The 23088-nt window shown below is 43.5% G+C and carries 20 protein-coding genes; 8 read left to right on the top strand and 12 right to left on the bottom strand.

All coding sequences use genetic code 11. The features are described 5' to 3' along the window. Positions 1-5 precede the first annotated feature (5 nt). Both murA and WR49_RS14030 read left to right on the top strand, forming a co-directional pair. The gene (gene murA, locus WR49_RS14035) at positions 6-1271 is read left to right on the top strand and encodes a UDP-N-acetylglucosamine 1-carboxyvinyltransferase (protein ID WP_046224437.1); all 1266 of its coding nucleotides are present in this window, start codon (positions 6-8) and stop codon (positions 1269-1271) included. Between the two features lie 150 nt (positions 1272-1421). Then, positions 1422-2147 carry a 1-acylglycerol-3-phosphate O-acyltransferase gene (locus WR49_RS14030; RefSeq protein WP_017055313.1) on the top strand — a complete coding sequence of 242 codons (726 nt, stop codon included), beginning with the start codon at positions 1422-1424 and terminating at the stop codon, positions 2145-2147. Between the two features lie 125 nt (positions 2148-2272). Here WR49_RS14030 and WR49_RS14025 read toward each other — a convergent pair whose 3' ends face one another. From WR49_RS14025 to arcA, 5 genes are all read right to left on the bottom strand, one after another. Next, positions 2273-2662, bottom strand: a complete 390-nt coding sequence (locus WR49_RS14025; protein WP_004735319.1) for a RidA family protein — start codon at positions 2660-2662, stop codon at positions 2273-2275. A 135-nt stretch (positions 2663-2797) separates the two neighbouring features. Beyond that, on the bottom strand, positions 2798-3259 hold the full coding sequence (gene pyrI, locus WR49_RS14020; protein WP_017055312.1) for an aspartate carbamoyltransferase regulatory subunit: 462 nt from the start codon (positions 3257-3259) through the stop codon (positions 2798-2800). 12 nt (positions 3260-3271) lie between these two features. Beyond that, complete coding sequence (gene pyrB, locus WR49_RS14015) at positions 3272-4201, bottom strand: aspartate carbamoyltransferase (RefSeq protein ID WP_017055311.1); 930 nt, start codon at positions 4199-4201, stop codon at positions 3272-3274. A gap of 266 nt (positions 4202-4467) precedes the next feature. Then, positions 4468-5472: an ornithine carbamoyltransferase gene (locus WR49_RS14010; RefSeq protein WP_046224436.1), complete on the bottom strand. Its 1005-nt coding sequence runs from the start codon at positions 5470-5472 to the stop codon at positions 4468-4470. Positions 5473-5628: 156 nt separating this feature from the next. Beyond that, positions 5629-6849 (bottom strand): arginine deiminase, encoded by a 1221-nt coding sequence (gene arcA, locus WR49_RS14005; protein WP_017055309.1) that lies wholly within the window; start codon positions 6847-6849, stop codon positions 5629-5631. A 577-nt stretch (positions 6850-7426) separates the two neighbouring features. Between arcA and rraB the strand changes: the two genes are divergently transcribed. Beyond that, positions 7427-7843 (top strand): ribonuclease E inhibitor RraB, encoded by a 417-nt coding sequence (gene rraB, locus WR49_RS14000; protein WP_046224435.1) that lies wholly within the window; start codon positions 7427-7429, stop codon positions 7841-7843. Positions 7844-7969: 126 nt separating this feature from the next. Further along, the gene (locus tag WR49_RS13995; RefSeq protein WP_046224434.1) at positions 7970-8764 is read left to right on the top strand and encodes a glycosyl hydrolase 2 galactose-binding domain-containing protein; all 795 of its coding nucleotides are present in this window, start codon (positions 7970-7972) and stop codon (positions 8762-8764) included. 49 nt (positions 8765-8813) lie between these two features. Here the strand turns inward: WR49_RS13995 and WR49_RS21075 are convergent, their stop codons facing one another. The 5 genes from WR49_RS21075 to pepA form a co-directional block, all read right to left on the bottom strand. Further along, the gene (locus WR49_RS21075; RefSeq protein ID WP_082082783.1) at positions 8814-9719 is read right to left on the bottom strand and encodes a bifunctional helix-turn-helix transcriptional regulator/GNAT family N-acetyltransferase; all 906 of its coding nucleotides are present in this window, start codon (positions 9717-9719) and stop codon (positions 8814-8816) included. Positions 9720-9852: 133 nt separating this feature from the next. Then, on the bottom strand, positions 9853-10257 hold the full coding sequence (locus WR49_RS13985; protein WP_046224433.1) for a DUF2061 domain-containing protein: 405 nt from the start codon (positions 10255-10257) through the stop codon (positions 9853-9855). 215 nt (positions 10258-10472) lie between these two features. Further along, positions 10473-13361 carry a valine--tRNA ligase gene (locus WR49_RS13980; protein ID WP_046224432.1) on the bottom strand — a complete coding sequence of 963 codons (2889 nt, stop codon included), beginning with the start codon at positions 13359-13361 and terminating at the stop codon, positions 10473-10475. A gap of 102 nt (positions 13362-13463) precedes the next feature. Continuing rightward, positions 13464-13913 carry a DNA polymerase III subunit chi gene (locus WR49_RS13975; RefSeq protein ID WP_046224431.1) on the bottom strand — a complete coding sequence of 150 codons (450 nt, stop codon included), beginning with the start codon at positions 13911-13913 and terminating at the stop codon, positions 13464-13466. Positions 13914-14012: 99 nt separating this feature from the next. Beyond that, entirely contained in the window at positions 14013-15533 is a 1521-nt protein-coding gene (gene pepA / locus WR49_RS13970; RefSeq protein WP_017055301.1) for a leucyl aminopeptidase, read from the bottom strand. Positions 15534-15725: 192 nt separating this feature from the next. Between pepA and lptF the strand changes: the two genes are divergently transcribed. Both lptF and lptG read left to right on the top strand, forming a co-directional pair. After that, entirely contained in the window at positions 15726-16826 is a 1101-nt protein-coding gene (gene lptF / locus WR49_RS13965; RefSeq protein WP_046224430.1) for an LPS export ABC transporter permease LptF, read from the top strand. Positions 16827-16829: 3 nt separating this feature from the next. Further along, positions 16830-17900 carry an LPS export ABC transporter permease LptG gene (gene lptG / locus WR49_RS13960; RefSeq protein WP_046224429.1) on the top strand — a complete coding sequence of 357 codons (1071 nt, stop codon included), beginning with the start codon at positions 16830-16832 and terminating at the stop codon, positions 17898-17900. Between the two features lie 64 nt (positions 17901-17964). Here lptG and WR49_RS13955 read toward each other — a convergent pair whose 3' ends face one another. Beyond that, positions 17965-18441 (bottom strand): RDD family protein, encoded by a 477-nt coding sequence (locus WR49_RS13955; RefSeq protein ID WP_017055298.1) that lies wholly within the window; start codon positions 18439-18441, stop codon positions 17965-17967. A gap of 847 nt (positions 18442-19288) precedes the next feature. After that, positions 19289-20185: a LysR family transcriptional regulator gene (locus WR49_RS13950; protein ID WP_016798105.1), complete on the bottom strand. Its 897-nt coding sequence runs from the start codon at positions 20183-20185 to the stop codon at positions 19289-19291. Positions 20186-20296: 111 nt separating this feature from the next. On the opposite strand from WR49_RS13950, the gene WR49_RS13945 reads away from it, so the two are divergent. Together WR49_RS13945 and WR49_RS13940 are read left to right on the top strand one after the other, a co-directional pair. Continuing rightward, the gene (locus tag WR49_RS13945; protein WP_046224477.1) at positions 20297-21499 is read left to right on the top strand and encodes an NADH:flavin oxidoreductase/NADH oxidase family protein; all 1203 of its coding nucleotides are present in this window, start codon (positions 20297-20299) and stop codon (positions 21497-21499) included. A 280-nt stretch (positions 21500-21779) separates the two neighbouring features. Then, the gene (locus tag WR49_RS13940) at positions 21780-23006 is read left to right on the top strand and encodes a site-specific integrase (RefSeq protein WP_046224428.1); all 1227 of its coding nucleotides are present in this window, start codon (positions 21780-21782) and stop codon (positions 23004-23006) included. Positions 23007-23088: the final 82 nt, after the last annotated feature.

Below are 23088 nucleotides of genomic sequence, written 5' to 3'. Positions count from 1 at the left end.
TTATGATGGAAAAGTTTCGAGTTATTGGATCGGACAAGCCGTTAAGCGGTGAAGTGACGATCTCAGGCGCAAAAAATGCAGCGCTACCTATCTTATTTGCTTCAATTCTTGCTGAAGAGCCAGTAGAAGTAAGTAACGTTCCTCACCTACGTGACATCGATACTACGATGGAACTGCTAAAGCGTTTAGGCGCAAAAGTATCACGCAACGGTAGTGTTCATGTTGATGGTAGCGAAATCAATGAGTTTTGTGCGCCTTATGATTTGGTAAAAACAATGCGTGCTTCTATCTGGGCTTTAGGTCCGCTAGTGGCCCGTTTTGGTGAAGGGCAAGTGTCACTTCCTGGCGGTTGTGCGATTGGTGCTCGGCCTGTTGATCTGCATATCCATGGCCTAGAACAACTAGGTGCGACCATTACATTGGAAGATGGTTATGTGAAAGCAAATGTTGATGGCCGTTTGAAAGGCGCGCACATCGTGATGGATAAAGTAAGCGTTGGCGCTACGATTACTATCATGTGTGCAGCAACACTCGCGGAAGGGAAAACAGTATTAGACAACTCTGCGCGTGAGCCTGAGATCGTTGATACTGCTGACTTCCTAAACAAACTGGGTGCTAAGATTTCTGGCGCCGGTACAGACACGATTACTATCGAAGGCGTTGAACGTCTTGGTGGTGGTCAACACTCTGTGGTTGCTGACCGTATTGAAACGGGTACCTTCCTTGTTGCTGCGGCAGTGTCTGGCGGTAAAGTGGTTTGTCGCAATACCAACGCTCATCTTCTTGAAGCTGCCTTAGCGAAGCTTGAAGAAGCGGGTGCGAAGGTTGAAACGGGCGAAGACTGGATCAGCCTTGATATGACAGGTCGTGAGCTGAAAGCGGTGAAAATCGTCACAGCACCACACCCTGGTTTCCCAACCGACATGCAAGCACAGTTTACGCTGCTAAACATGATGGCAAAAGGCAGTGGTGTGATTACAGAAACGATCTTCGAAAATCGCTTTATGCACATTCCTGAGTTACAACGAATGGGCGCAAAAGCTGAGATTGAAGGTAACACGGCTATCTGTGGTGAAACAGAGAAATTGAGCGGCGCTCAAGTCATGGCTACGGACCTTCGTGCATCAGCGAGCCTTGTTATTGCTGGTTGTATTGCTCAAGGTGAAACCATCGTTGACCGTATTTATCACATCGATCGTGGCTACGATAAGATTGAAGATAAACTGTCAGCTTTAGGTGCTAACATCACACGATTTCATGAGCCTAACTAACTTAGGTTAGTGTCTTCATGAGTAAATAAGATAAAAACACAAAAGTCGGAACCTTGGTTTCGGCTTTTTTATAGTTGTATTTACCGTAAATGACTCTGTTACTATTCTCTGTTAGCAGATAAATAAATGTTACGGTTGGTGAGGAACAAAATGATAGCAATCTTACGTATTTTCGCTTTAGCGATATTTGCGATTCTTATGTTTGTATTTGGGTGTGGCTACTGTTTATTAAGCCCCCGTAACCCGAAACACGTATTTACTTTTGGCCGTTACTTTGGACGTATGTCAAGAGTCTTTGGTATGAAGCTGGAGCTGCGTATCCCGGAAGATGCATACTCTCGCGGGCAGCATGTTTATGTGGCCAACCACCAAAACAGCTGGGACCTATTCACGATTTCATCCGCGGTAACGCCTAAAGTTGTGACAGTGGGTAAGAAAAGCCTAGCGTGGATGCCTCTATTTGGTCAGCTTTACTGGTTGACGGGTAACATTTTGATCGACCGTGCGAACCGCAGCAAAGCTGTGGGTACGATTGATCAAGTGGTTAATAGCCTAAAAGGCAGCGATGTGTCTGTATGGATGTTTCCTGAAGGAACTCGTTCTCGTGGCCGCGGCCTGTTGCCGTTTAAGACGGGTGCTTTCCATGCTGCGATTGGTGCTGGCTTGCCTATTATTCCTATCGTGTGTAGCTCAACGGGTGACGTGAAGCTGAACCGCTGGAATAATGGTCACGTGATTGTTGAGATGTTGCCACCTATCAGCACTGAAGGCTACAGCAAGTCGAATGTTCGTGAACTGGCTAACCTAGCTCGTGAGCAGATGGCTGCTAAGCTTGAAGAGTTAGACAAAGAAGTGGTTGAGCTTAATAAGAAGTAATTTAAGCTAAGCGAAACGATGAACAATAAAAAGGTTGCCAATAGGGCAACCTTTTTTGTCTCTGATAAACGTTCAGCTTTATACCAACTTGTTTACTAGAAACCGTTTATTCTAGATATTAAAATCTATTTGCGAACTGCAATCGCCTCGATCTCGATACCTACATCTTTTGGTAGACGCGCTACTTCAACACATGAACGTGCTGGGTAGTTTGCAACACCGTGTTCATCAAAGAATTTACCGTAAACTTCGTTTACAGTACCGAAGTCGTTTAGATCTTTAACGAATACCGTTAGTTTTACGATGTCTTTTACTGTCAGGCCTGAAGCTTCAACTACGGCTTGAACGTTATCTAGAGATTGGCGAGCTTGTTCTGCGATATCTGCAGATACTTCACCAGTTGCTGGGTTTACTGGGATTTGACCAGAAGTCAGTACCATGTTGCCAAGGTCAACACCTTGTACGTATGGGCCGATTGCAGCTGGAGCAGATTCTGTGTGAAGTACTTTAGTCATTAGTTATTCCATCAATTATTAGATAAAAATTGATTTTCAGTGTGCCTTCAAACTTAGGATAGGTAAAGAGTAAAATACCCCGCACAGACGAGGTATTGAGTAGTTTTTGCGTTCGATCGGTGTTGCCGTATCGTGTTACCTTTCTGTCACGATTTCGCGAGAGAAAACTTTTTCACAGTACTTACACCTTAATCGAATATCTTCATTTTTTTCAAAGATCTTAAAGCTGCTTTCAACGGGCTCGTTGTGAGTGATGCAGTTGGTGTTTGGACACTCAAATACGTCGTTGATTTGCTCAGGAAGTTCTAATGGCAGCTTTTTAACGACTGCGTAATCTTCGATTTGGTTAACGGTTGCGTGAGGCGCGTAAAGTGCCAACTTGCTCGCTTGCTCTTCCGTAATAAACACATTTTCAATTTTGAGCAGGTCTTTTCCACCGAGCGCAGAAGATGGCAGGTTTAGGCCAATCGTTACTCGCTGATTTGAGTTATGCATGTCGAACAGTTTTAGCACCTTGATCCCGATGTTGGCTGGGATATGGTCGATAACCGTTCCATTTTTGATTGCTTCAACTTTTAATTGAGTCTCTTTAGACATGATATCTCTCCTCTACAGTGTTTCGTTAAGAACAAGGGCTAGCAGTGCTTCACGTGCGTAAACACCGTTCTCTGCTTGCTGGAAGTAGTACGCGTAAGGTGTTTTATCGACATCGACAGTAATTTCATCAACACGAGGAAGAGGGTGAAGAACCTTTAGGTTATCACGTGCATTTTCCAGCATCGAAGCGGTCAGGATGTACGCTGATTTGATGTGCGCATATTCCGATTCATCAAAACGTTCTTTTTGAACTCGAGTCATGTAAAGAACATCAAGTTCAGGAATGACATCTTCCATGTCTGTCAGCAGTTGGTACTTGATGCCTGCTTCATCAAGCTCTTCACAAATGTAGTCAGGCATCGCCAGTGCTTCTGGAGCAACGAAGTAGAAACAGATGTTGTCGAATTTAGCTAGGGCTTGAGTTAAAGAGTGAACCGTACGGCCGTACTTAAGGTCACCAACGAATGCAACGTTCAGGTTGTCGAGGCGGCCTTGAGTTTCGGCGATAGAGAACAGGTCTAATAGCGTTTGTGTCGGGTGTTGATTTGCACCGTCACCTGCGTTAATAACAGGCACACCGTTAGAGAACTCAGAGGCTAGACGCGCTGCGCCTTCTTGAGGGTGGCGCATTACGTAAGCATCAACGTATGAAGAGATAACCTGTACTGAGTCTGCTAGCGTTTCGCCTTTCTTCGCCAGTGAAGTGTTACCACCACTGTCGAAACCAATCACATCACCGCCGATGCGTTGAATAGCCGTTTCAAAAGAGAGACGAGTTCGCGTTGAAGGTTCGAAGAAGCAGCTTGCAACAACTTTGTTCTTGATGAGTTCTGGGTTTGGTTCAGCCTTTAGCCGACCTGCCGTTTGAACAATTAATTCTAGCTCTTCACGAGAAAGCTCTGGAATTGAGATGATGTGCTTTTGATAGAGCGAATTCGCCATGATCTTCTTCCTCATAATAATGTATTAGCCATAAAAAAGCCTCCCATAATGGGAGGCTTTAAAAAAGTGCTGAAAAGCAGAATAGACGACCTGTTAAGCATCTTAGCTTGCGATCAATATTAGGTGTTTTCACAATTTTATTATGTGTTTTCACAATATTAGTTGGCGTCATTTTCACTACTCTCAGACAAATTGCCGAGAATTATACGCTTTCAAATTGTGAGCGCAAGCGATTACATCAAGCTTTTGTTTACTTTCATTCTTCGTTATTGACCTAAGGTTGCCACCATTACCGCCTTGATGGTGTGCATGCGATTCTCTGCTTCATCAAACACAATAGAGTAATCAGATTCAAACACTTCGTCTGTTACTTCCAAACCGTTCATTCCATACTTATCTGCGACTTGTTGGCCGATCACGGTTTCATTGTTGTGGAAAGCTGGCAGGCAATGCATGAACTTCACTTGAGGGTTACCTGTGAGCTTTATGACATCCATATTTACTTGGTAAGGCGTCATTACAGCCACGCGTTCGTCCCAGGCTTCTGGTGCTTCACCCATCGAAACCCAAACATCGGTGTATAGGAAATCACAGCCTTTCACACCTTCAGTTACGTCTTCAGTTAGTGTGATTGTTGCACCAGAGCTTTGTGCAATGGCTTGGCACTTTTCGACAAGTTGTTCTTCTGGCCAAAATGCTTTTGGCGCTACAAGGCGGATATCCATGCCCATTTTAGCTGCACCCACTAATAGAGAGTTCCCCATATTATTACGTGCATCACCAAGATAAGCAAAGCTGATTTGGTGCAGATGTTTACCACGACCATGCTCAAGCATTGTGAGGAAGTCAGCCAAGATCTGGGTTGGATGAAATTCATCGGTTAGACCATTCCAAACCGGCACACCAGCGTATGCGCCAAGATCTTCGACAATGCTTTGGCCAAAACCACGATATTCAATACCATCGTACATACGACCTAATACACGAGCCGTATCTTTCATTGATTCTTTCTGACCAATCTGAGAACCAGAAGGACCCAAATAAGAGACTTGAGCACCTTGATCAAAGGCGGCGACTTCAAAAGCACATCGAGTTCGAGTTGATGCTTTTTCAAAGATCAAAGCGATGTTTTTACCGTTAAGCTTTTTTTGCTCTGTACCTGCATACTTAGCTTTTTTTAGGTCAGCAGACAGATCGAGTAAAAACTGAATCTCTTTAGGAGTAAAGTCGAGAAGTTTTAGAAAGTTACGATTGCGAAGATTAAAGGCCATCTCTCGCTCCTTGGGTATATAGAATCAATGAAGAATCCAGTTAAACATAAAAATGCTATATTTGTGAATACTTATTTTATTTTTTTGATAAAAAAGGCCAGTAAAATAATACTGGCCTAGATACACTATTGTTTGAGATTAGTTGAGCTATTTGACTTAGATACCGTCTCTTTCGATAGGACAACTCATACAACGAGCGCCACCACGGCCACGACCGAGTTCGTTGCCCGGAATCGTCAGTACTTCGATTCCTGCTTTGTCGTATTTCTCATTGGTGTAAACATTACGCTCATAACCGATAACCGTACCCGGTTTCACCGTTAGTACGTTGTTAGCGTCATTCCACTGTTCACGCTCAGCTTCGTAGTTGTCACCACCCGTGGTTATGATTTTCAGTTGATCGAGTCCTAATGCACCTTCAATAGCAGAAAGGTAGTTGTCAGCCTTTTCTACACGCATCTCGCCATTTTCTTTTGGCGTTAAGCGCCAGGTGTCCAGGTCTTTGCGAACAATCTCAGGATAAACTGAGAAGGTGTCGATATCCATATGTGTCATTACCGTATCAAGGTGCATACAAGAACGGTGCTTTGGTAAATCAATCGCAATGACTTCTTTCGCTTGACCGGATTTGAATAAACTTGCCGCTAGGTTTTCAACACCTTGTGGCTTAGTACGCTCTGAAATACCGATAAGAACGGCGCCTTTACCAATAACCAGTACATCGCCGCCTTCAATATTGGCGTTGTCGTAATGAAGATCTTCATCACCGAAATACTTAATAAAATCTTGTCCAGCGAATACAGGGTGCCAGCGGTATATTGCTCGCAAGTGATTCGTTTCTCGTTGACGAGCTGGCATCATCATAGGGTTAAGGGAGACGCCTCCGTAAACCCAGCATGAGGTATCGCGGGTAAATAGATGGTTAGGGAGCGGTTCGATAACGAAATCGAGTGGACGATGCATCTTCGGTAGCATCGATGATGATTTGATAGGAAGCTCTGAGTAGGCTAAACCACCAAGTAGGAGCGTGGCTAAGTGCTCATTGTCCATTTGAGCAAGGTACTCTCTTAACTCACGTGCGAATGTAGGGCCGTAACGAAAATCAGAGATTTGAGTATTAAGCAGCCATTCACGAGCTTGAGTCACTGCGAGTGTCTCAACTAATAGGTCATGCAGCAACAGCACTTCAACGTCTTGGTCACGCAGTGTTTCTGCAAAGGCATCATGCTCTTCACCAGCAGCTTCAACGGCAAGTACATCATCAAATAGAAGTTCGTGACAGTTTGAAGGGGTGAGGTGGGTGAGTGCTCTTTCCGGTCTATTTAGGAGAACTCGTCTTAATTGACCGACTTCGGAGCCAACGTACAGCTTACTCATTTTGCATCCTTACTATTAATCCAACTTCTATTTATGACAAGCTTGATCGTAATATGCAAGTTTTGAAGATTGTGTAAAGGCTGTATTGTTCTGATGTTTTTGGGTTTAAATTCTGAGTTATTTAAGTTTTATGGTATTAAAATCCAATCGAAAGGCTTAATTCTGGAACAAACTTTTTGCGGTTCTATGCTCAAATTTTAGTTATTCGATGATCCACTATGCTTGGTGAACATGATTTTCCATTCAAAAAATATGCAGTTATTTACTTTTTAATGAGGTTTTATGCATCAGTCAAGAGATCGTCAGTATGCATTTGATATGACTAACCACTCAATTTTTTAAGACTAAGACTAAAAGTAATAATAAAAATGAAATGCTAAAATACACGATGGTTAATAAAATGTTGAAAATTTGTTTATGTGATTTTGATTTAAATTTTGAATCGATATCGCCTTTGCTATCTCGCAATAAACTTACCTTTCTAAGCCTGATCTAGGTGGCTTTTCTAGACGATCCGTGCCATATTTCGTGGCAATCAAATTTGATCTTTTCATAGTCAACACTCTGGAGCAGACACATGTCTCACGAAGATGAATATCTATCAGTAGCGGAATTAATTGAATTTCAAAAGGAAGAGACTCGCGACATCATTACAGCATTAATTGAAGATGGTAGCGATCCTGAAGCTCTATACGATATTGAGCATCACCTATTCGCTGAAGATTTCGACGTACTTGAGAAAGCGGTTGTTGAAGCATTCAAAATGGGCTTTGAAGTGCTTGAAGCTGAAGAGACAGAAGACGAAGATGGTAAGAAGCTACTTTGTTGTGATGCAACGATGCAGTGTACTCTGAATGCAGAAGCAATTGATGAGCAAGTTGAAAAGCTTGTGAATCTTGCAGAAAAATTTGACATTATCTATGACGGTTGGGGCACTTACTACGAAGGTGCAGATGCTATCTACCCTGAAGAAGATGATGGAGGCGAAGAGTAATTCTTTCCTAATTTTAAAAGAATGCCAGCGACTAGCTGGCATTTTTTTGTCCTCAGAAAAATAAATGTATTTATATGCATTCATTCATTATAATGCGGTCAAAATTGATCTAGCTCAAGGAATGACATGCGGCTACCTCTCGATGGTCTTTGGCAAATTTCGCCACTGACGGATCTCTCAATCCCACAAGATGACATTACCTTTCCTGCTCCGTTAAGCTCTAAACTCCCTGATCACTTGAGTGAAGAGGAAATCGCAGAGCAAGAGTGGCACCTGATGCATGATATCGAAGTGGATGATGCCATGTTGGCGTGCCCATTTGTTGAGCTAGTTGTCGCAGGCGTTGACTACTTTGCAGAAGTACGACTCAATGGCGTTGCCGTGTTTGACTGTGATGGTAGCGAAGCTGAATATCGTAAAGACATTCGCCCTTATATGCAGCTTGGTCGCAATCGTTTTGAGATCCTTTTCCTTGAAGAAGAGGAGAGCCTGTTACTTGAAGAGGATATGGATGACTCTGTATCTTCAGCAGCCGTTACTAAATCAGATTCACGTATTGGGATTTGGCACGCACCGTATTTGCAGTTTGTTCGTAATGTGAAGCTTGAACAAGTCGTCACCGAGCAAATCTGGCACCACGGTGGTGGTTGTGAGTTTAAAGTGGATGTTATCTATCAAACGCTAAAGGCGGGGTTAGTATCGGCATCCATCAAGTTTAATGGTATGACACTCGTGATGCCGATTGATGTACGCGCTGAACATACTGGCGTCGTGTTCCAGGTTGAGGCGCCGATCCTTTTTGATATTGAGAATCCTAACCCTAAGCATCTATACCCATTAGAAGTGGTACTTGATGGGCAAGAAGAGAGTTCTTTTGTTGCCTTGAACCCAACTTCTTGCGTCAGTAACTTTCTACGCTAACTCCTTATATTTTAGCGCTATCTTCTTTCGCTATAGCGGCGCATTCTGCTTATAACGACTTGGCCATGACAACCTCACAAGCGTCGTGGCCTGTTTCTCCCCAAGCTGAGTCAAGATGCTCAAACCCAAGTTTCTCATAGAGTTTGACCGCAGCACCTAAGCACTCCGTCGTTTCTAAATAGATGTGTTGATACCCAAGTTGTTTGGCTTGCTTTAAGCTCAAAGCAACAATCCGCTTGGCTAGGCCATGCCCTCGAGTTTGAGGTAAGAAGTACATCTTTTGTAGCTCACACACATTGGGTTTACCAGCTAGAGGGGCAAAGCCACCGCCTCCGACGATCTTTCCGTTGTGTTCGATAACCCAGTACATTGCATTCGCTTGGCTATAGACAGAGTACATATCATCGAGTGTTGGATCGGCCACGCCATAGCCTTTATCTTCTGTGAGTCCATGCTCAGCCGAAACTTGGCGAATGACTTCTGCTAATTGTTGGTTGTCTGACTCTGTGAGTGGGCGTAATACAAATTCATCCGCTTGGCATGCTTTCGTTAACCCTTTTAAGTAACTCTCAAGCCCTTGCTTAAGTCGTTGTTGTTCGTTGCCATTGAGTGCCGAGAGTACTTTTTCAAAGAAGATGCTTTGCTGCTGGTCGAGTTGAGATAACGCATCAATACCTTGAGTGGTCAGGGCGACTAATTGGCTACGTTTGTCTGTTGGATTCTCTAGGCTTTCAACTAAGCCAAGTTTGATCAGACCCGTGACAGTGCGGCTAGCATTCGATTTATCTACGTTGAGTTGCTGTGCCAATTGGTTGATGGTGATTGGCTGCAACTGGATTTCACCAAGAGTATGAGCCTGGACTGGAGTGAGGTCGACATCACCACACTGTTTATCAAGCATGCCAAGTAAACGAACCGTTTGACGAGAATAGTCTCTTAACTGTTGAGAATTCATAACTACCTACCTTTGGATTAAGAAACAAAGTTGCGCACCGCAATTAATTTAATTGCGATGCGCAACTTTGTCAATGGTAAGATGAATGTTGTTATTCGAAGCAGGTTACTTTAATCCCTCAGTGAGGTTTAGGTTAAGCGTGTTGATGTAAACAAAACTGAGCTTGTACAGCTTGGTTTTCAGCTTTTCGTAACCAGACTTTCTCGTGGAAGTAGTAAGCAACGGTATTTAGAGTTGGCTCTAGTAAAGCCATCACACCGCCGATAAAAGCATCTCCAGTCAACAAGTAGACAACAGTAAAGGCAACACTAAAGTGGATGGTAGCAAAGCTTGCTGTTTTTAATTTGGTCATCCACTGACGAGCTTTAAGTGCTGGAACTTGAGCCCACGCCTTTTCATGAAAATAGAAGGCAACAGTATTCACAGAGGGTTCAATCATAGCGATTAAGCTACCAATTAAGATGTCGCCTGTTAGTACATAAGCGACACTAAATGCGATAGTAAAATGTAATGCAGCAAAGGTTAGTGTCTTTTTCATGATAATTACTCAATCGTTGTGTTGTTTCGATAGGTCTATTATTGAGAATTATTATCATTAAATATAATGGGTAATTAAGATTGTTTTGATAGGCAAAAGCTATCAATGAAATGGTGTGATGCTGACTGAGAGTTAGGGCACAAAAAAAGGCTGACCATGAAGGCCAACCTTTTTGTCTAGAGTGAGAAGTTCTAAGGCTTCTCGGTCACTCGGTTTTAAAGCGCAGCGATTGTCGCTTTTTGCTCTTCAAGCTTAACAAGAGTCTCTTGGTAGCCTTCTAGCTTTTCACGCTCTTTCGCGATAACCGCTTCTGGTGCTTTAGCAACGAAACCTTCGTTACCTAGCTTACCTTCGATACGCTTAATCTCACCGTGAGTCTTAGCCACTTCTTTATCTAGACGAGCAAGCTCTGCATCTTTGTCGATAAGACCCGCCATTGGGATCATCAGCTCAGATTTGCCAACCAGTTTAGTTGCACAAGCCGGAGTCTCTTCGCCGTCTGCTAGAACTTTAATGTCGTCTAGTTTAGCTAGAGAGTTCAGAACGATCTTGTTCGCTTCGATACGAGCAGCATCTTTCTCATCAGCCACTTTGATCATTACTTCTAAGCCTTGGCTTGGTGCAATGTCGTATTCCGCACGTAGGTTACGGATAGCGGTGATGAAAGTCTTAACCCATTCGATGTCGTCAACGATCTCAGCATTGAAGTTAGCTTCATTAAACTGAGGAAGCGCTTGAGTCATGATGGTTCTTTCTTCTGCATCAGGGCCTTCAACGCCGTCGATCAGCGGAATAACGCTCTGCCAGATGGATTCAGTGATGTAAGGAAGAACAGGGTGAGCAAGACGTAGAGTCTTCTCTAGAACCGTGATAAGCGTGTAACGAGTCGCTTGTTGTTGAGCTTCAGACCCTTTCCAAAGAACAGGTTTAGTGAGCTCTAGGTACCAGTCACAGAATTGGTTCCAGATGAATTCGTAAAGCGTGTTTGCTGCCATGTCTAGACGGTAGTTGTCTAGGTGAGCGTTAAACTCTTTCGCTGCAACTTCAAACTGAGATTCAATCCACTTATCCGCTAGAGAGAATTCCATGTTTGCACGGTCTTCTACAGACAGTGACATGCCACAGTCGTGCTCTTCTGTGTTCATAAGTACGTAACGGCTTGCGTTCCATAGCTTGTTACAGAAGTTACGGTAACCTTCAAGACGCTTCATGTCCCAGTTGATGTCACGGCCAGTTGAAGCCATAGCAGCAAGAGTGAAACGCAGTGCGTCAGTACCGTAGGGTTCGATACCGTTTTCGAATGTTTTACGTGTGTTCTTTTCGATCTTAGCAGCCAGTTTAGGTTGCATCATGTTGCCACAACGCTTCTCTACTAGCTCTTCAAGGCCGATGCCGTCAATCATGTCGATTGGGTCAAGTACGTTACCTTTCGACTTAGACATCTTGTCGCCGTTTTCATCACGGATAAGACCCGTCATGTAAACAGTTTTGAAAGGTACTTGAGCTTTGCCATCTTCGTCTTTCACGAAGTGCATGGTCATCATGATCATACGAGCAACCCAGAAGAAGATAATATCAAAACCAGATACTAGTACTTCAGATGGGTGGAATGTTTTCAGTGCTTCAGTATCTTCAGGCCAGCCTTGTGTGCCGAACGTCCAAAGCGCAGAAGAGAACCAAGTATCTAGTACGTCGTCGTCTTGCTTAAGCACAACAACAGGCGCTAGGTTGTTCTTTTCACGAACTTCTTCTTCAGTGCGACCTACGTAAACTTTACCATCGTTGTCGTACCATGCTGGGATACGGTGGCCCCACCAAAGTTGACGAGAGATACACCAGTCTTGCACGTCACGCATCCACGCAAAGTACATGTTTTCGTATTGTTTAGGTACGAATTGGATTTGGCCATCTTCAACCGCTTTAACAGCAGGCTCTGCAAGAGGTGCTGTGCGCACGTACCATTGATCAGTCAGCATCGGTTCGATAACCACACCACCACGGTCACCGTAAGGGACGGTAAGGTCGTGATCTTTGATCTCTTCAAGCAGACCAAGCTCATCGAATTCAGCAACGATAGCTTTACGTGCAGCAAAACGCTCCATGCCTTGGTACTTAGCAGGGATATCTGTTGAGTAAACATCGCTTTCTTCGCCGTTAGTCGTGAATACTTCAGCAGCATCACGGATATCAGCGTTGAACGTTAGGATGTTGATCATTGGAAGGTTGTTGCGCTTACCCACTTCGTAATCGTTAAAGTCGTGAGCAGGTGTGATCTTCACACAACCTGTGCCTTTTTCCATGTCTGCGTGCTCATCGCCTACGATAGGGATAAGACGGTTAACAACAGGAAGTAGGATTTCTTTGCCGATAAGATCTTTGTAACGAGGATCTTCTGGGTTAACAGCAACACCAGTATCGCCAAGCATGGTTTCTGGACGAGTCGTCGCAACAACGATGTAGTCTTTACCATCAGCCGTTTTAACACCGTTCGCTAGCGGGTAGCGGAAGTGCCACATGAAACCTTTTTTGTCTTTGTTTTCAACTTCAAGATCAGAGATTGCAGTGTGCAGTTTAGGATCCCAGTTTACTAGACGCTTACCACGGTAGATTAGGTCTTCTTCGTATAGACGAACAAACACTTCTTGAGTTGCAGCCGATAGGCCGTCATCCATAGTGAATCGTTCACGATCCCAATCTACAGATGCACCAAGACGACGAAGTTGTTGAGTGATCGTGCCACCTGATTCGCCTTTCCATTCCCAGATCTTGTCGATGAAAGCTTCACGGCCGTAGTCGTGTTTTGTTTTGCCTTCTTCAGCAGCAATCTTACGCTCAACAACCATTTGAGTTGCGATACCAGCGTGGTCAGTACCCACTTGCCAAAGCGTGTTTTTGCCTTTCATACGTTGAGCACGGATAAGCGTATCCATGATCGTATCTTGGAACGCGTGACCCATATGTAGGCTGCCAGTGACGTTCGGTGGCGGGATCATGATGCTGTAAGCTTCTTTTGATGTGTCACCGTGTGGCTTAAAGTAGCCTTTCTCTTCCCAAGTCTGATACAGAGCTTGTTCGATTGATGTTGGGTTGTATGTCTTTTCCATAGTGCTCTTAAACGGATACTGTGAATGGTTAATCGTGGTCAAACTTCATAAGTGAAGCTTCTTGAGTTTAAAGTCAAAGAGAGCTTTAACTATGACGTTTGACTATGGATGTTGAATCTCGATAGTTTGTAGCTGATATCCAGCCTGACGGTAAATTTTATACCTTTCTCGAGCGAGTTGCTTAGCTTTTTCTTCGCAAGGCACGAAGTCTATCACCTGAGCAAAGGCGTTCGCAAAGGTTGTATGATTATCAGCCAGATTAATTACCAGTTGACGATTCCAATTGTGTTTTACGCCTTGATAGCCAATTTCGATGTTGGTTGAATACTTTGGGCCTTCGCCAACCAAGTTGTGCGCAATAAACTCACTGGGTTCGACTTGCCAGAAAACTTCAGCAATACGCTCGGCATGTTCTTTGTCATTACAGTTGAGATAAAGTTTAGCGCCTTGTTTTGCAAAGTGCTGAGCAAGAAACAGCACATAGTGAGCAAAACCCTCTTCGCTGGCTTGCGGGCTGTCTGAAGGCACAATGTAAAATGTAGCAGTCTGCATACTTAATACTCGAACTGAAAATCGTGGCTATTAATGTTACTTGGTCAACTGACTCTAATAAATAGTGCTTATTAAAAAAGGGCCCGTAGGCCCTTTTCATTATTTTGAAGATTGCTCTTCAGTCTCATGGCCGCTGCGGTTCAATAAGAATTGGACTAGCATTGAGACAGGACGACCTGTCGAGCCTTTTGCTGCTCCAGATTTCCAAGCTGTACCTGCGATATCCAGATGAGCCCAGTGGTATTTCTTAGTGAACTTAGACAGGAAGCAACCAGCAGTAATGGTACCGCCAGGGCGGCCGCCGATGTTCGCCATATCAGCAAACGGGCTGTTTAGCTGCTCATGGTACTCATCTGCCATTGGTAGGCGCCATGCACGGTCACTTGCTTGCTCAGAAGCATTCACAAGTTCGTGAGACAGTGGGTTGTGGTTTGATAGAACGCCACTGATGTGGTGACCTAAAGCAATAACACACGCGCCGGTTAGCGTTGCAACGTCCACCACACATTCTGGTTCAAAGCGCTCAACGTAAGTTAGTGCATCACACAGAACCAAACGACCTTCAGCATCAGTATTTAAAACTTCAACGGTTTGGCCTGACATAGTTGTTAGGATGTCACCTGGGCGATAAGCATTGCTACCAGGCATATTTTCACAACCTGCTAGAATACCAACAACGTTGATTGGCAAGTTCAGTTTCGCCAAGGCTTTCATTGTTCCGAATACAGACGCTGCACCACACATGTCGTATTTCATCTCATCCATGCCTTCGCCTGGCTTAAGTGAGATGCCGCCTGAATCGAACGTAAGGCCTTTACCAACAAGTACAATCGGCTTTGCATCTGAATCAGGTGCGCCTTTGTACTCCATGATAGACATCATAGATTCGTTCTTAGAGCCACGACCTACCGCTAGGTAAGAAGTCATGCCTAGTTTTTCCATCTCTTCTTCACCGATGATCTTAGTCGTTACGGTTTCGAAGTCGTCAGCTAGGCGACGAGCTTGAGAGGCTAGGTATGCTGGGTTAGCTATGTTTGGTGGCATGTTGCCAAGGTCTTTAGATGCTTTCACACCAGAAGCAATAGCAAGACCGTGAGAGATCGCTTTTTCACCAAGGCTTAGCTCGCGACGTGTTGGTACGTTGAACACCAATTTACGTAGTGGACGACGAGTCTCTGGCTTGTTGCTCTTGAATTGGTCGAATGTGTAAAGACCATCTTTAGTCGCTTCTACCGCTTGGCGAACTTTCCAATAAGTGTCACGGCCTTTAACGTGAAGTTCTGTAAGGAAACATACTGCTTCCATAGAACCTGTTTCGTTTAGTGTGCTGATGGTTTTTTGGATAATTTCTTTGTATTGACGCTCGCCTAGCTCACGTTCTTTACCACAGCCTACTAATAGAACACGTTCTGAAAGTACACCAGGTACTTGATGCAGTAGTAGCATCTGGCCAGGTTTACCCTCTAGGTCACCGCGACGAAGCAGTGAACTAATATAGCCATCGCTAATCTTATCTAATTGCTCGGCTACTGGAGAAAGGCGGCGCGGTTCGAATACACCGACAACGATACATGCGCTGCGCTGTTTCTCTGGGCTGCCACTTTTTACACTGAACTCCATGCGTACTCCTACATCCTGAAGACAAATCAAACTAAATGTTAGATAATGGGTTCTTACTTGTTGGATCCTATAATGGAACTAACCTTAAAGAAGAACACTGACACTTAGCTAAAAATTGAAAAAAATAAAAGGTTCAACGGGAAATTATAGTGATTCAATCAAAAAAACAAGTTTTGTATAGGTAATTTGAGTGTGATTATTGTTAGATATTTGATCCGCGAGACAATCAAGAGCCAATTTGCGATCTTTTTTGTTCTCTTTCTCGTGTTTCTCAGCCAAAAATTCATCAGTGTTTTGGCGGACGCCTCTGATGGTGATATTCCTGCGAGCCTCATATTGTCGATCGTTGGCCTAAATATGCCAGCGATGGGCTTACTGATGCTTCCACTCAGTATCTATATTGGTATTTTACTTACTTTTGGTCGTCTTTACGCTGAAAGTGAAATAGTAGTAATGAACGCCACGGGTATTGGTAATAAATTTCTTATCCAATCTGCGCTTTATTTAGCTTTGATTACTGCATCTGTTGCCGCTTTTAACTCATTTTGGCTATCTCCGTGGTCACAAGATAAAGTTGAACAAATGTATGAAGAAGTGGCTGCAGAGAACAGCGTTGATTTGCTGCCAAAAGGTAAGTTTGAAGGCACGCCAGATGGTTCTTCTGTCGTTTTTATTGATGATATCGACGGTAATAAGTTAAAAAATGTGTTTGTTGCTCAAATGCGACCACGTGATTCGGTATTGCCTAGCGTGATGTTCTCTAAGTCAGGTGATGTAAAAGAGCTCAGCGATGGTCGCCAAGTCATTGTGATGTACGATGGCACTCGACATGAAGGTGTTCCAACACGTCTTGACTATATGGTGACACACTTTGAGGAGTACGAGGGCCTAATAGGCCAACGTGAAGTCGAGAAAAAAGGTCGAGATTGGGAAGCCATTCCTACGCTTGAACTGATTGGTAATCCAGAAAACAGTGCGAAAGCAGAATTACAATGGCGAATTTCATTGGTGCTTTGTATTCCATTGTTGACCATGCTTGTTGTGCCACTGTCTGCTGTGAACCCTCGACAAGGTCGTTTCGCTAAAATTGGCCCAGCCATTCTAATTTACCTAACCTATTTCTTAGCAATTAGTGCAACCAAATCTTCGATTGAAGAGGGGAGTATCCCTGCGGTAGTCGGCATGTGGCCAATCAATGCGTTATTGTTATTTGTCGCGATTGGTGCAAACTTTATGGATAGCGTGCCAGTAAGGCGTTTGAAAGAAAAATTCAAGAATAAGAGGTTGGCTTAAGCCGTGTTTAAGATTCTCGATTTATATATAGGCAGAACCATCATCGCAACGACGTCGCTGGTATTGGTGACGTTTGTTGGCCTCTCTGGGATCATCAAGTACGTAGAGCAGCTTAGAAAGGTTGGTCGCGGTACATACGATCTATTACAAGCGCTGTATTTCGTTTTGTTGAGTATCCCACGTGATATTGAAATGTTCTTTCCAATGGCCGCTTTGCTTGGCGCATTGATCGGGCTTGGTATGCTTGCTGCAAGTTCTGAACTCGTTGTAATGCAGGCTGCGGGTTTCTCTAAGTTAGATATCGGCCTATCGGTACTCAAAACCGCAATCCCACTGATGATCGTTGTGACATTGCTTGGTCAGTGGGGCGCACCGCAAGCGCAGAAAATGGCTCGTGATTTAAGAACTATATCGATTGCTGGTGGTAATATTATTTCGACGCAAAGTGGTGTTTGGGCTCGTGATGCCAATGACTTTATATTTGTTGTCAAAATTGACGATGAAAAGCTATATGGTTTGAACATGTGGCGCTTTGATGAAAACAAAGCACTTAAGACGGCGATATATTCTGAAGAGGTCGATTACGTTGGAGACAACGTTTGGACAATGAACGATGTCGAGATCACATCTTTCGAAAACGAACTTCAAATTACCAAAGAAAGCCTCCCTACATATTCATGGAAGACATCTCTTGCCCCAGATAAACTTGCGATTGTTACGGTTAAGCCTGAAGAGCTATCTTTAAGTGGGTTGTATGATTATGTATCTTATCTGAAGGCGTCAGAGCAAGATGCGTCACGTTATGAACTGGCGTTATGGCGAAAGATAACTCAGCCTATTTCGATAGCGGTCATGATGTTGATGGCATTGTCGTTTATCTTTGGCCCTCTACGTAGTGTGACCATGGGGGCTAGGATTCTTTCTGGTGTTATCGCTGGTTTTACTTTCTATATATCCAGTGAGTTTTTTGGTCCTGTGAGTTTGGTTTATCAAATTCCCCCCGCTTTTGGTGCGCTAGCCCCGAGTGTAGTATTCCTCGGAATAGCAGTCATGCTCTTGAGGCGGAAACTGTAAATAGAAAAAAGGAAGGTATAACGCCTTCCTTTTTTGATCTTGATTAGAGCTAACTTAAATCACGCTATCGTGCTTGTGGTAACACAACGACTTCGGTCTTTGCCCAGATATCGTGAAAGCCACGCTTTTGTGGATCGAATGGAACACATAGGTTTGCCAATCCAAATCCCGAAGTACCTAAACGAATCAGCGCCTGAGTTACTGTAATAGCTGAACCGTCTTTGTTTTGAACGCGTAGCTTCCAGGCTCTCATTCCCAGAGTTTGTCCTGCTCTTGTCCAGAAGAACACAAAGAAGTAAACCCAAACGACCACTAAGTAAAAAGTATACGCTGGGCTCCAAATCGGATGGTTGGTTAAGAAGTCACTAACATCGGCATATCCGCTGTGGTTAAAAATGCCGAGAGCCATGAGCGCGTGCAGCAGAGCGACAATGACGCCAGCCGCCAACATTTCAATAGCGATTACGATCAGAGCGTCGTAGAACAAGGCACCAAATCGGCGCATGACTCCTGCTGGTGGCAGAGTGTTTGTTGATGTCATGTGTTATTACTTCTTTAAAAATTGAGGCGTCAGAATATAGTTTAAGGCTTAGCCTGAAAAGAGATATGACGCACAGCTTATGACTTAGTGGCGAAATTATCGGCAAACACACATGAATTCAAGTTTTTATACTTGCCACATCAGTTCGCATACGTATAATGCCAAACATCGAAAGGGCAATGCCCTAAGATAATGCCGGTATGGTGAAATTGGTATACACGACGGATTCAAAAATTCCTAAGTTACTGATTTATAAAGAATTTTAATGAAAAGCCTCGATTTTTATCGAGGCTTTTCTGCATTCAGAATATGCAAGAACACAACCTCCATCACACTTCAAAATATCCCTTCTTAATTTCTTTTATTTTTCTTCTACTGACAACTTCCTGTCCAACTTAAACATAGAGCAACAAAACCAGAACCTAAGCTTTACTGGTCACTGCGGTCAAAGCAGCAAACTGAAACGCGTTACCGTCTTTCCACTTTAGAATATCTTCAAAGCTTAATGGTTAGATGTTCAAGACAGCAAAACCGAAAAGGTACTGTCATGCTACTGTCGTATGCCGAGAAAAGACAGTCAAGGAGCTCCTATGTTAGTTGGAGAGCTACTTAATTTAAAATGTACCGGATGGTGATCCCTTAAGATGATCTAGCACGTTTCTGGACAATTCCGATTTAGCAGCAACAGACAGTCTCCAATCTTTGGATAACTTCTCGTATCCCAAAAATAAAAATGCAGTAGTTTCGACAGGAGGTATTTTTGGTCGGTTCTGAACAATTCCAAACATGGCTGATTTTGACGGCTACTATTTTTAATGGTGAGATACTGCATGGTTATTCAACAAGTTTATGAGGAAACGATTTGAGATACCTTCCTCCTAAGCAACTCCCGAAAAGCAATAACAGCAGGACTAACCTGCTCTCGGCTTGGACAGATTAGATTTAGCTCAACCGATGGTGATTCAAAGTCTGGTAAAAGCTGTACAAGTTGCCCACTACTAAGATCTGAGTAGAGATCTATCTGAGAGCGATATGCTATTCCTTTGCCATTAACTGCCCATCTACGAACTATATCGGTATCATTGCTGATTCGGTTACTACCTACTTTAACCTTGTATGTACCAGAGTGGTTAGCGTACTCCCAACAGTTAAACAAGCGACCAGCCTTGCGGTGTAATAAGCAATTATGCTCCCTCAAGTTTTCAGGATGCATTGGCTCTCCATATCTAGATATATAGGTTGGAGAGGCGCAAGTGATCCTGCTCATGGTCGCGATATGAAATGAAACCATCGATGAATTTTCTGGCTTCCCATAGCGAAGAGCCATATCAACCTGTTCGAGAAAAAAATCTGAAATAGAATCGCCTACTGTCAGATCAATCGATAATAAAGGGTGCTCATTCAATAACTCTTCTATCCACAGCAAAAGTGTATTGCGGCCCAAATCAGATGAGACGGACAATCTGAGATTACCACTTACTTTTCCTTGTGTCTGATGTGCGGCTATACGGCCTTGTTCCAAACTAGCTAGTGCCTGACGGCAATGAAACAAGAACTGCTCTCCTTGTGGCGTTATTCTCAGTTGTCTGGTTGTTCTGATAAGTAGTTGTACCTCTAACTGTTTTTCGAGTCTTTTTAGCGCAGTGCTGACTGCTGCAGGAGTAAGACTCAGTTGGTTTGCAGCCTCGGTTATGCTGCCCGTTTCCACGATTCGAATGAATAGATAGAGATCTGACGTATTCATTATTAAATATTTTTTAAAAGTATATTAATCATTAGTGTCTTTTTAGTTTACTTAAAGTCTGGAACAATGTCTCTACTGTTATTCATAACAATGGTGCTCAGAGAGGCAGATATGACCCAACCATTACACACCGAAAACTTACTTAACCGTCCTTTAGAGCTCCCATGTGGCGCCATCATTAAAAACCGTCTAATGAAATCAGCAATGTCTGACTCACTTGCTGATGGAGAGGGAAACCCTACTCAGGCACAGTCTCGACTCTATGAACGCTGGGCAGAGGGCGGTATTGGGTTATCGGTCGTTGGAGAGGTTCAAATTGACGCACTATTTCCAGAAAATCCAGGAAATCTCGTATTATCCGAACAGTCTGATATTAAAGAGCTACAAGCATTGACCTCACGTGCTGCAATTAATAACGCACATATCTGGCCCCAACTTGGGCATGCAGGTGGATTGGCGTATCAACCGTTGAGTAAACCCAAAGGGCCTTCAGCTCTTTGTATTGGAGATTTCGAGTGTGAGGGGATGTCTGAGCAAGACATAGCCTTATTACCACATCAGTTTGCTAAATCCGCAGCAATTGCGAAACAAGCAGGATTTACTGGCGTACAGATTCATGCAGGCCACGGGTTTCTACTAAGTCAGTTTTTATCACCACTCTTTAATCATCGAACGGATCTATATGGAGGGTCGGTAGAAAACCGTTCCCGTATTATTATTGAAGTAATTGCGGAAGTGAGAAGTACTGTTGGAGGTACTTTCCCTATTGGTATAAAAATAAATTGCTCAGATCAGCTCGAAGGTGGTTTAACTCAAGAAGACGCACTAGAGGTCATTTCCCTTCTCAACACAACCTCTATTGATTTGATTGAGATAAGTGGCGGATCATATTTTCCTGGGGCAAAATCCAGCTCTGACAGCGCTTCAAACGGCCCGTACTTCATTGATTTTTCAGTAAAGGCTAAAGGATTAACAAATATTCCTTTAGTGGTGACGGGGGGCTTTAAAAAGCGGGAGCAAGTAATAGATGCCTTATCTATAAATGCAGCGGACTCAATTGGTCTTGGGCGAGCATTGATACTCAGACCTGATTTACCAAATGAATGGTTAGAGGGAGAAGGTGTTACATTTGACTTTCCAAAATTTAAGTCACCGCCGCAGGGGGGAGTCACCGCTTGGTATACTATGCTTCTTACGGCTATAAGTCATGATAATGAAAAAGAGTTCAACTTAGAGCTATTGCCAGCAATTCAGTCCTACGAAAATCGTGATAAAGCTCGTATTACGAAATGGCAGGCGAAGTATCAACTGTAGTCCACCATCTAAGATCTAGAAACGCATAGCTATGCGTTTCTACGGGGCACTTTTCCTGAAGTTAGGTTTATTTATGGTCGCATCCTTTCATTTATTATTTCCTCTTCTTACCATAAATATAAGTACAGCAATTCCAGTGACACTATCTGCTTCTGAATAATTGCATCAACAAACAATGGGGCAAAAACGAGTCACAACCTCAAACTAAAACTAAAGTCTCCCGATCCTGCATAACTTGAAAGCATATATGAAGACCTTGGTTAACCACTGAGGTATTCACATGAGTAAACTATTCAAATTTACCCCAACTAAACTTAACAACATTCCACCCCACGATAGACGGTCTAAATCCACCAACAATGAAGTCTCTGATACCGAAGTGCAGGGCTTGAAATTGCTTATTGGTAAATCTGGTAAGAAGCGCTTCCTACTACGGTTTATATCGCCAATCTCAAAAAATAAATCCAGCATTGCACTCGGTCAATGGCCAGATATCGACTTACCTACGGTTCGCAACAAAGCACGTAAGTTAAAGGTACAAATCGCCGATGGTATCGACCCGAAACTTGAAAGGGATAAGCAAGTTGAAACCCAAGTCCCTACTTTGTATGACTTCTTTCACGATACCTTTATTGTTTCTAAGAAAAGTAAAGGTAAGAAAACGTGGCGTGATGATATAGCTAGGTTTGAGCACTGGAAGCACCTACATACGAAGTCTATCGATAAGATAACTGGCGTCCATCTTCATCAAGTTCAAGCAAAGCTATTAGCAACGGAGTATCGCCCCGGTAAGAAGTACGCAGCAGCCACGGTCGATCGTACTATTGCCTTGATGAAAACGATCCTAAAGGAAGCATATCGCCTTTTAGACATCCCCTATATCGGCGATAAGGTCTCGCTTATCAATCCAGATAACATGAGGACTCGCTACTTAACCATGGAAGAAACAGCAGCAGTGATACGTACATCACGAGATTACTATTGCCGTGTAACCGGAAACTTCATAGCACTTCTTTTCCTTACTGGGTGTAGGGATTCTGAGCTGCGCACCAGAAAATGGAAAGATATCAGTCTGATCGATAAAACCATGTTTGTAGAAAGTACCAAGAACGGCTCCAGTATGACGGTGCCACTAACACCCTTCATGGTTGAGTTATTCCGGGAGCTGTTAAACATGAGGCAGAAAGGCAACCCATACGTGTTCTTTGGTCGAAAGGAGAGAAGCTACATATCACAACCGCGTAATGCCTTTACGCGTATCAAGGAGAGGGCAGGTATCAAGAATCCTCATGAGGTTTGCTTTCATGTGGCACGTCATAGCTTTGCTACAAATTTAATCGAGAATGGTGTTGATGTTTTAACGGTGCAACGTCTTATGAATCATAAAGACTTGAGTAGCACCCAAAGGTATGTAAAACATTCCCAACAAAAACTGCTCAATAGCTCGGACACTTTGTCTTCGATATTGAAAGAACAGGCACCAAGACTGGCACACCGTATCAGTTAGATAGTTTTAACCTTAAAATCAAACATATATAAGAATTATATATACGCCCCTACCAGCTCTCGCTAGTAGGGGCTTTTTCGTA

The sequence above is a fragment of the Vibrio sp. ECSMB14106 genome (genome assembly GCF_000972265.1).
GTDB lineage: Bacteria > Pseudomonadota > Gammaproteobacteria > Enterobacterales > Vibrionaceae > Vibrio > Vibrio kanaloae.
This window is presented reverse-complemented; position numbering and strand designations above follow the sequence as displayed.

Excerpts from the sequence above, each read along its gene's own strand:
- murA (WP_046224437.1), top strand. The coding sequence starts at position 6 with ATGGAAAAGTTTCGAGTTATTGGATCGGACAAGCCGTTAAGCGGTGAA.
- WR49_RS14030 (WP_017055313.1), top strand. The coding sequence starts at position 1,422 with ATGATAGCAATCTTACGTATTTTCGCTTTAGCGATATTTGCGATTCTT.
- WR49_RS14025 (WP_004735319.1), bottom strand. The coding sequence starts at position 2,662 with ATGACTAAAGTACTTCACACAGAATCTGCTCCAGCTGCAATCGGCCCA.
- pyrI (WP_017055312.1), bottom strand. The coding sequence starts at position 3,259 with ATGTCTAAAGAGACTCAATTAAAAGTTGAAGCAATCAAAAATGGAACG.
- pyrB (WP_017055311.1), bottom strand. The coding sequence starts at position 4,201 with ATGGCGAATTCGCTCTATCAAAAGCACATCATCTCAATTCCAGAGCTT.
- WR49_RS14010 (WP_046224436.1), bottom strand. The coding sequence starts at position 5,472 with ATGGCCTTTAATCTTCGCAATCGTAACTTTCTAAAACTTCTCGACTTT.
- arcA (WP_017055309.1), bottom strand. The coding sequence starts at position 6,849 with ATGAGTAAGCTGTACGTTGGCTCCGAAGTCGGTCAATTAAGACGAGTT.
- rraB (WP_046224435.1), top strand. The coding sequence starts at position 7,427 with ATGTCTCACGAAGATGAATATCTATCAGTAGCGGAATTAATTGAATTT.
- WR49_RS13995 (WP_046224434.1), top strand. The coding sequence starts at position 7,970 with ATGCGGCTACCTCTCGATGGTCTTTGGCAAATTTCGCCACTGACGGAT.
- WR49_RS21075 (WP_082082783.1), bottom strand. The coding sequence starts at position 9,719 with ATGAATTCTCAACAGTTAAGAGACTATTCTCGTCAAACGGTTCGTTTA.
- WR49_RS13985 (WP_046224433.1), bottom strand. The coding sequence starts at position 10,257 with ATGAAAAAGACACTAACCTTTGCTGCATTACATTTTACTATCGCATTT.
- WR49_RS13980 (WP_046224432.1), bottom strand. The coding sequence starts at position 13,361 with ATGGAAAAGACATACAACCCAACATCAATCGAACAAGCTCTGTATCAG.
- WR49_RS13975 (WP_046224431.1), bottom strand. The coding sequence starts at position 13,913 with ATGCAGACTGCTACATTTTACATTGTGCCTTCAGACAGCCCGCAAGCC.
- pepA (WP_017055301.1), bottom strand. The coding sequence starts at position 15,533 with ATGGAGTTCAGTGTAAAAAGTGGCAGCCCAGAGAAACAGCGCAGCGCA.
- WR49_RS13955 (WP_017055298.1), bottom strand. The coding sequence starts at position 18,441 with ATGACATCAACAAACACTCTGCCACCAGCAGGAGTCATGCGCCGATTT.
- WR49_RS13950 (WP_016798105.1), bottom strand. The coding sequence starts at position 20,185 with ATGAATACGTCAGATCTCTATCTATTCATTCGAATCGTGGAAACGGGC.
- WR49_RS13945 (WP_046224477.1), top strand. The coding sequence starts at position 20,297 with ATGACCCAACCATTACACACCGAAAACTTACTTAACCGTCCTTTAGAG.
- WR49_RS13940 (WP_046224428.1), top strand. The coding sequence starts at position 21,780 with ATGAGTAAACTATTCAAATTTACCCCAACTAAACTTAACAACATTCCA.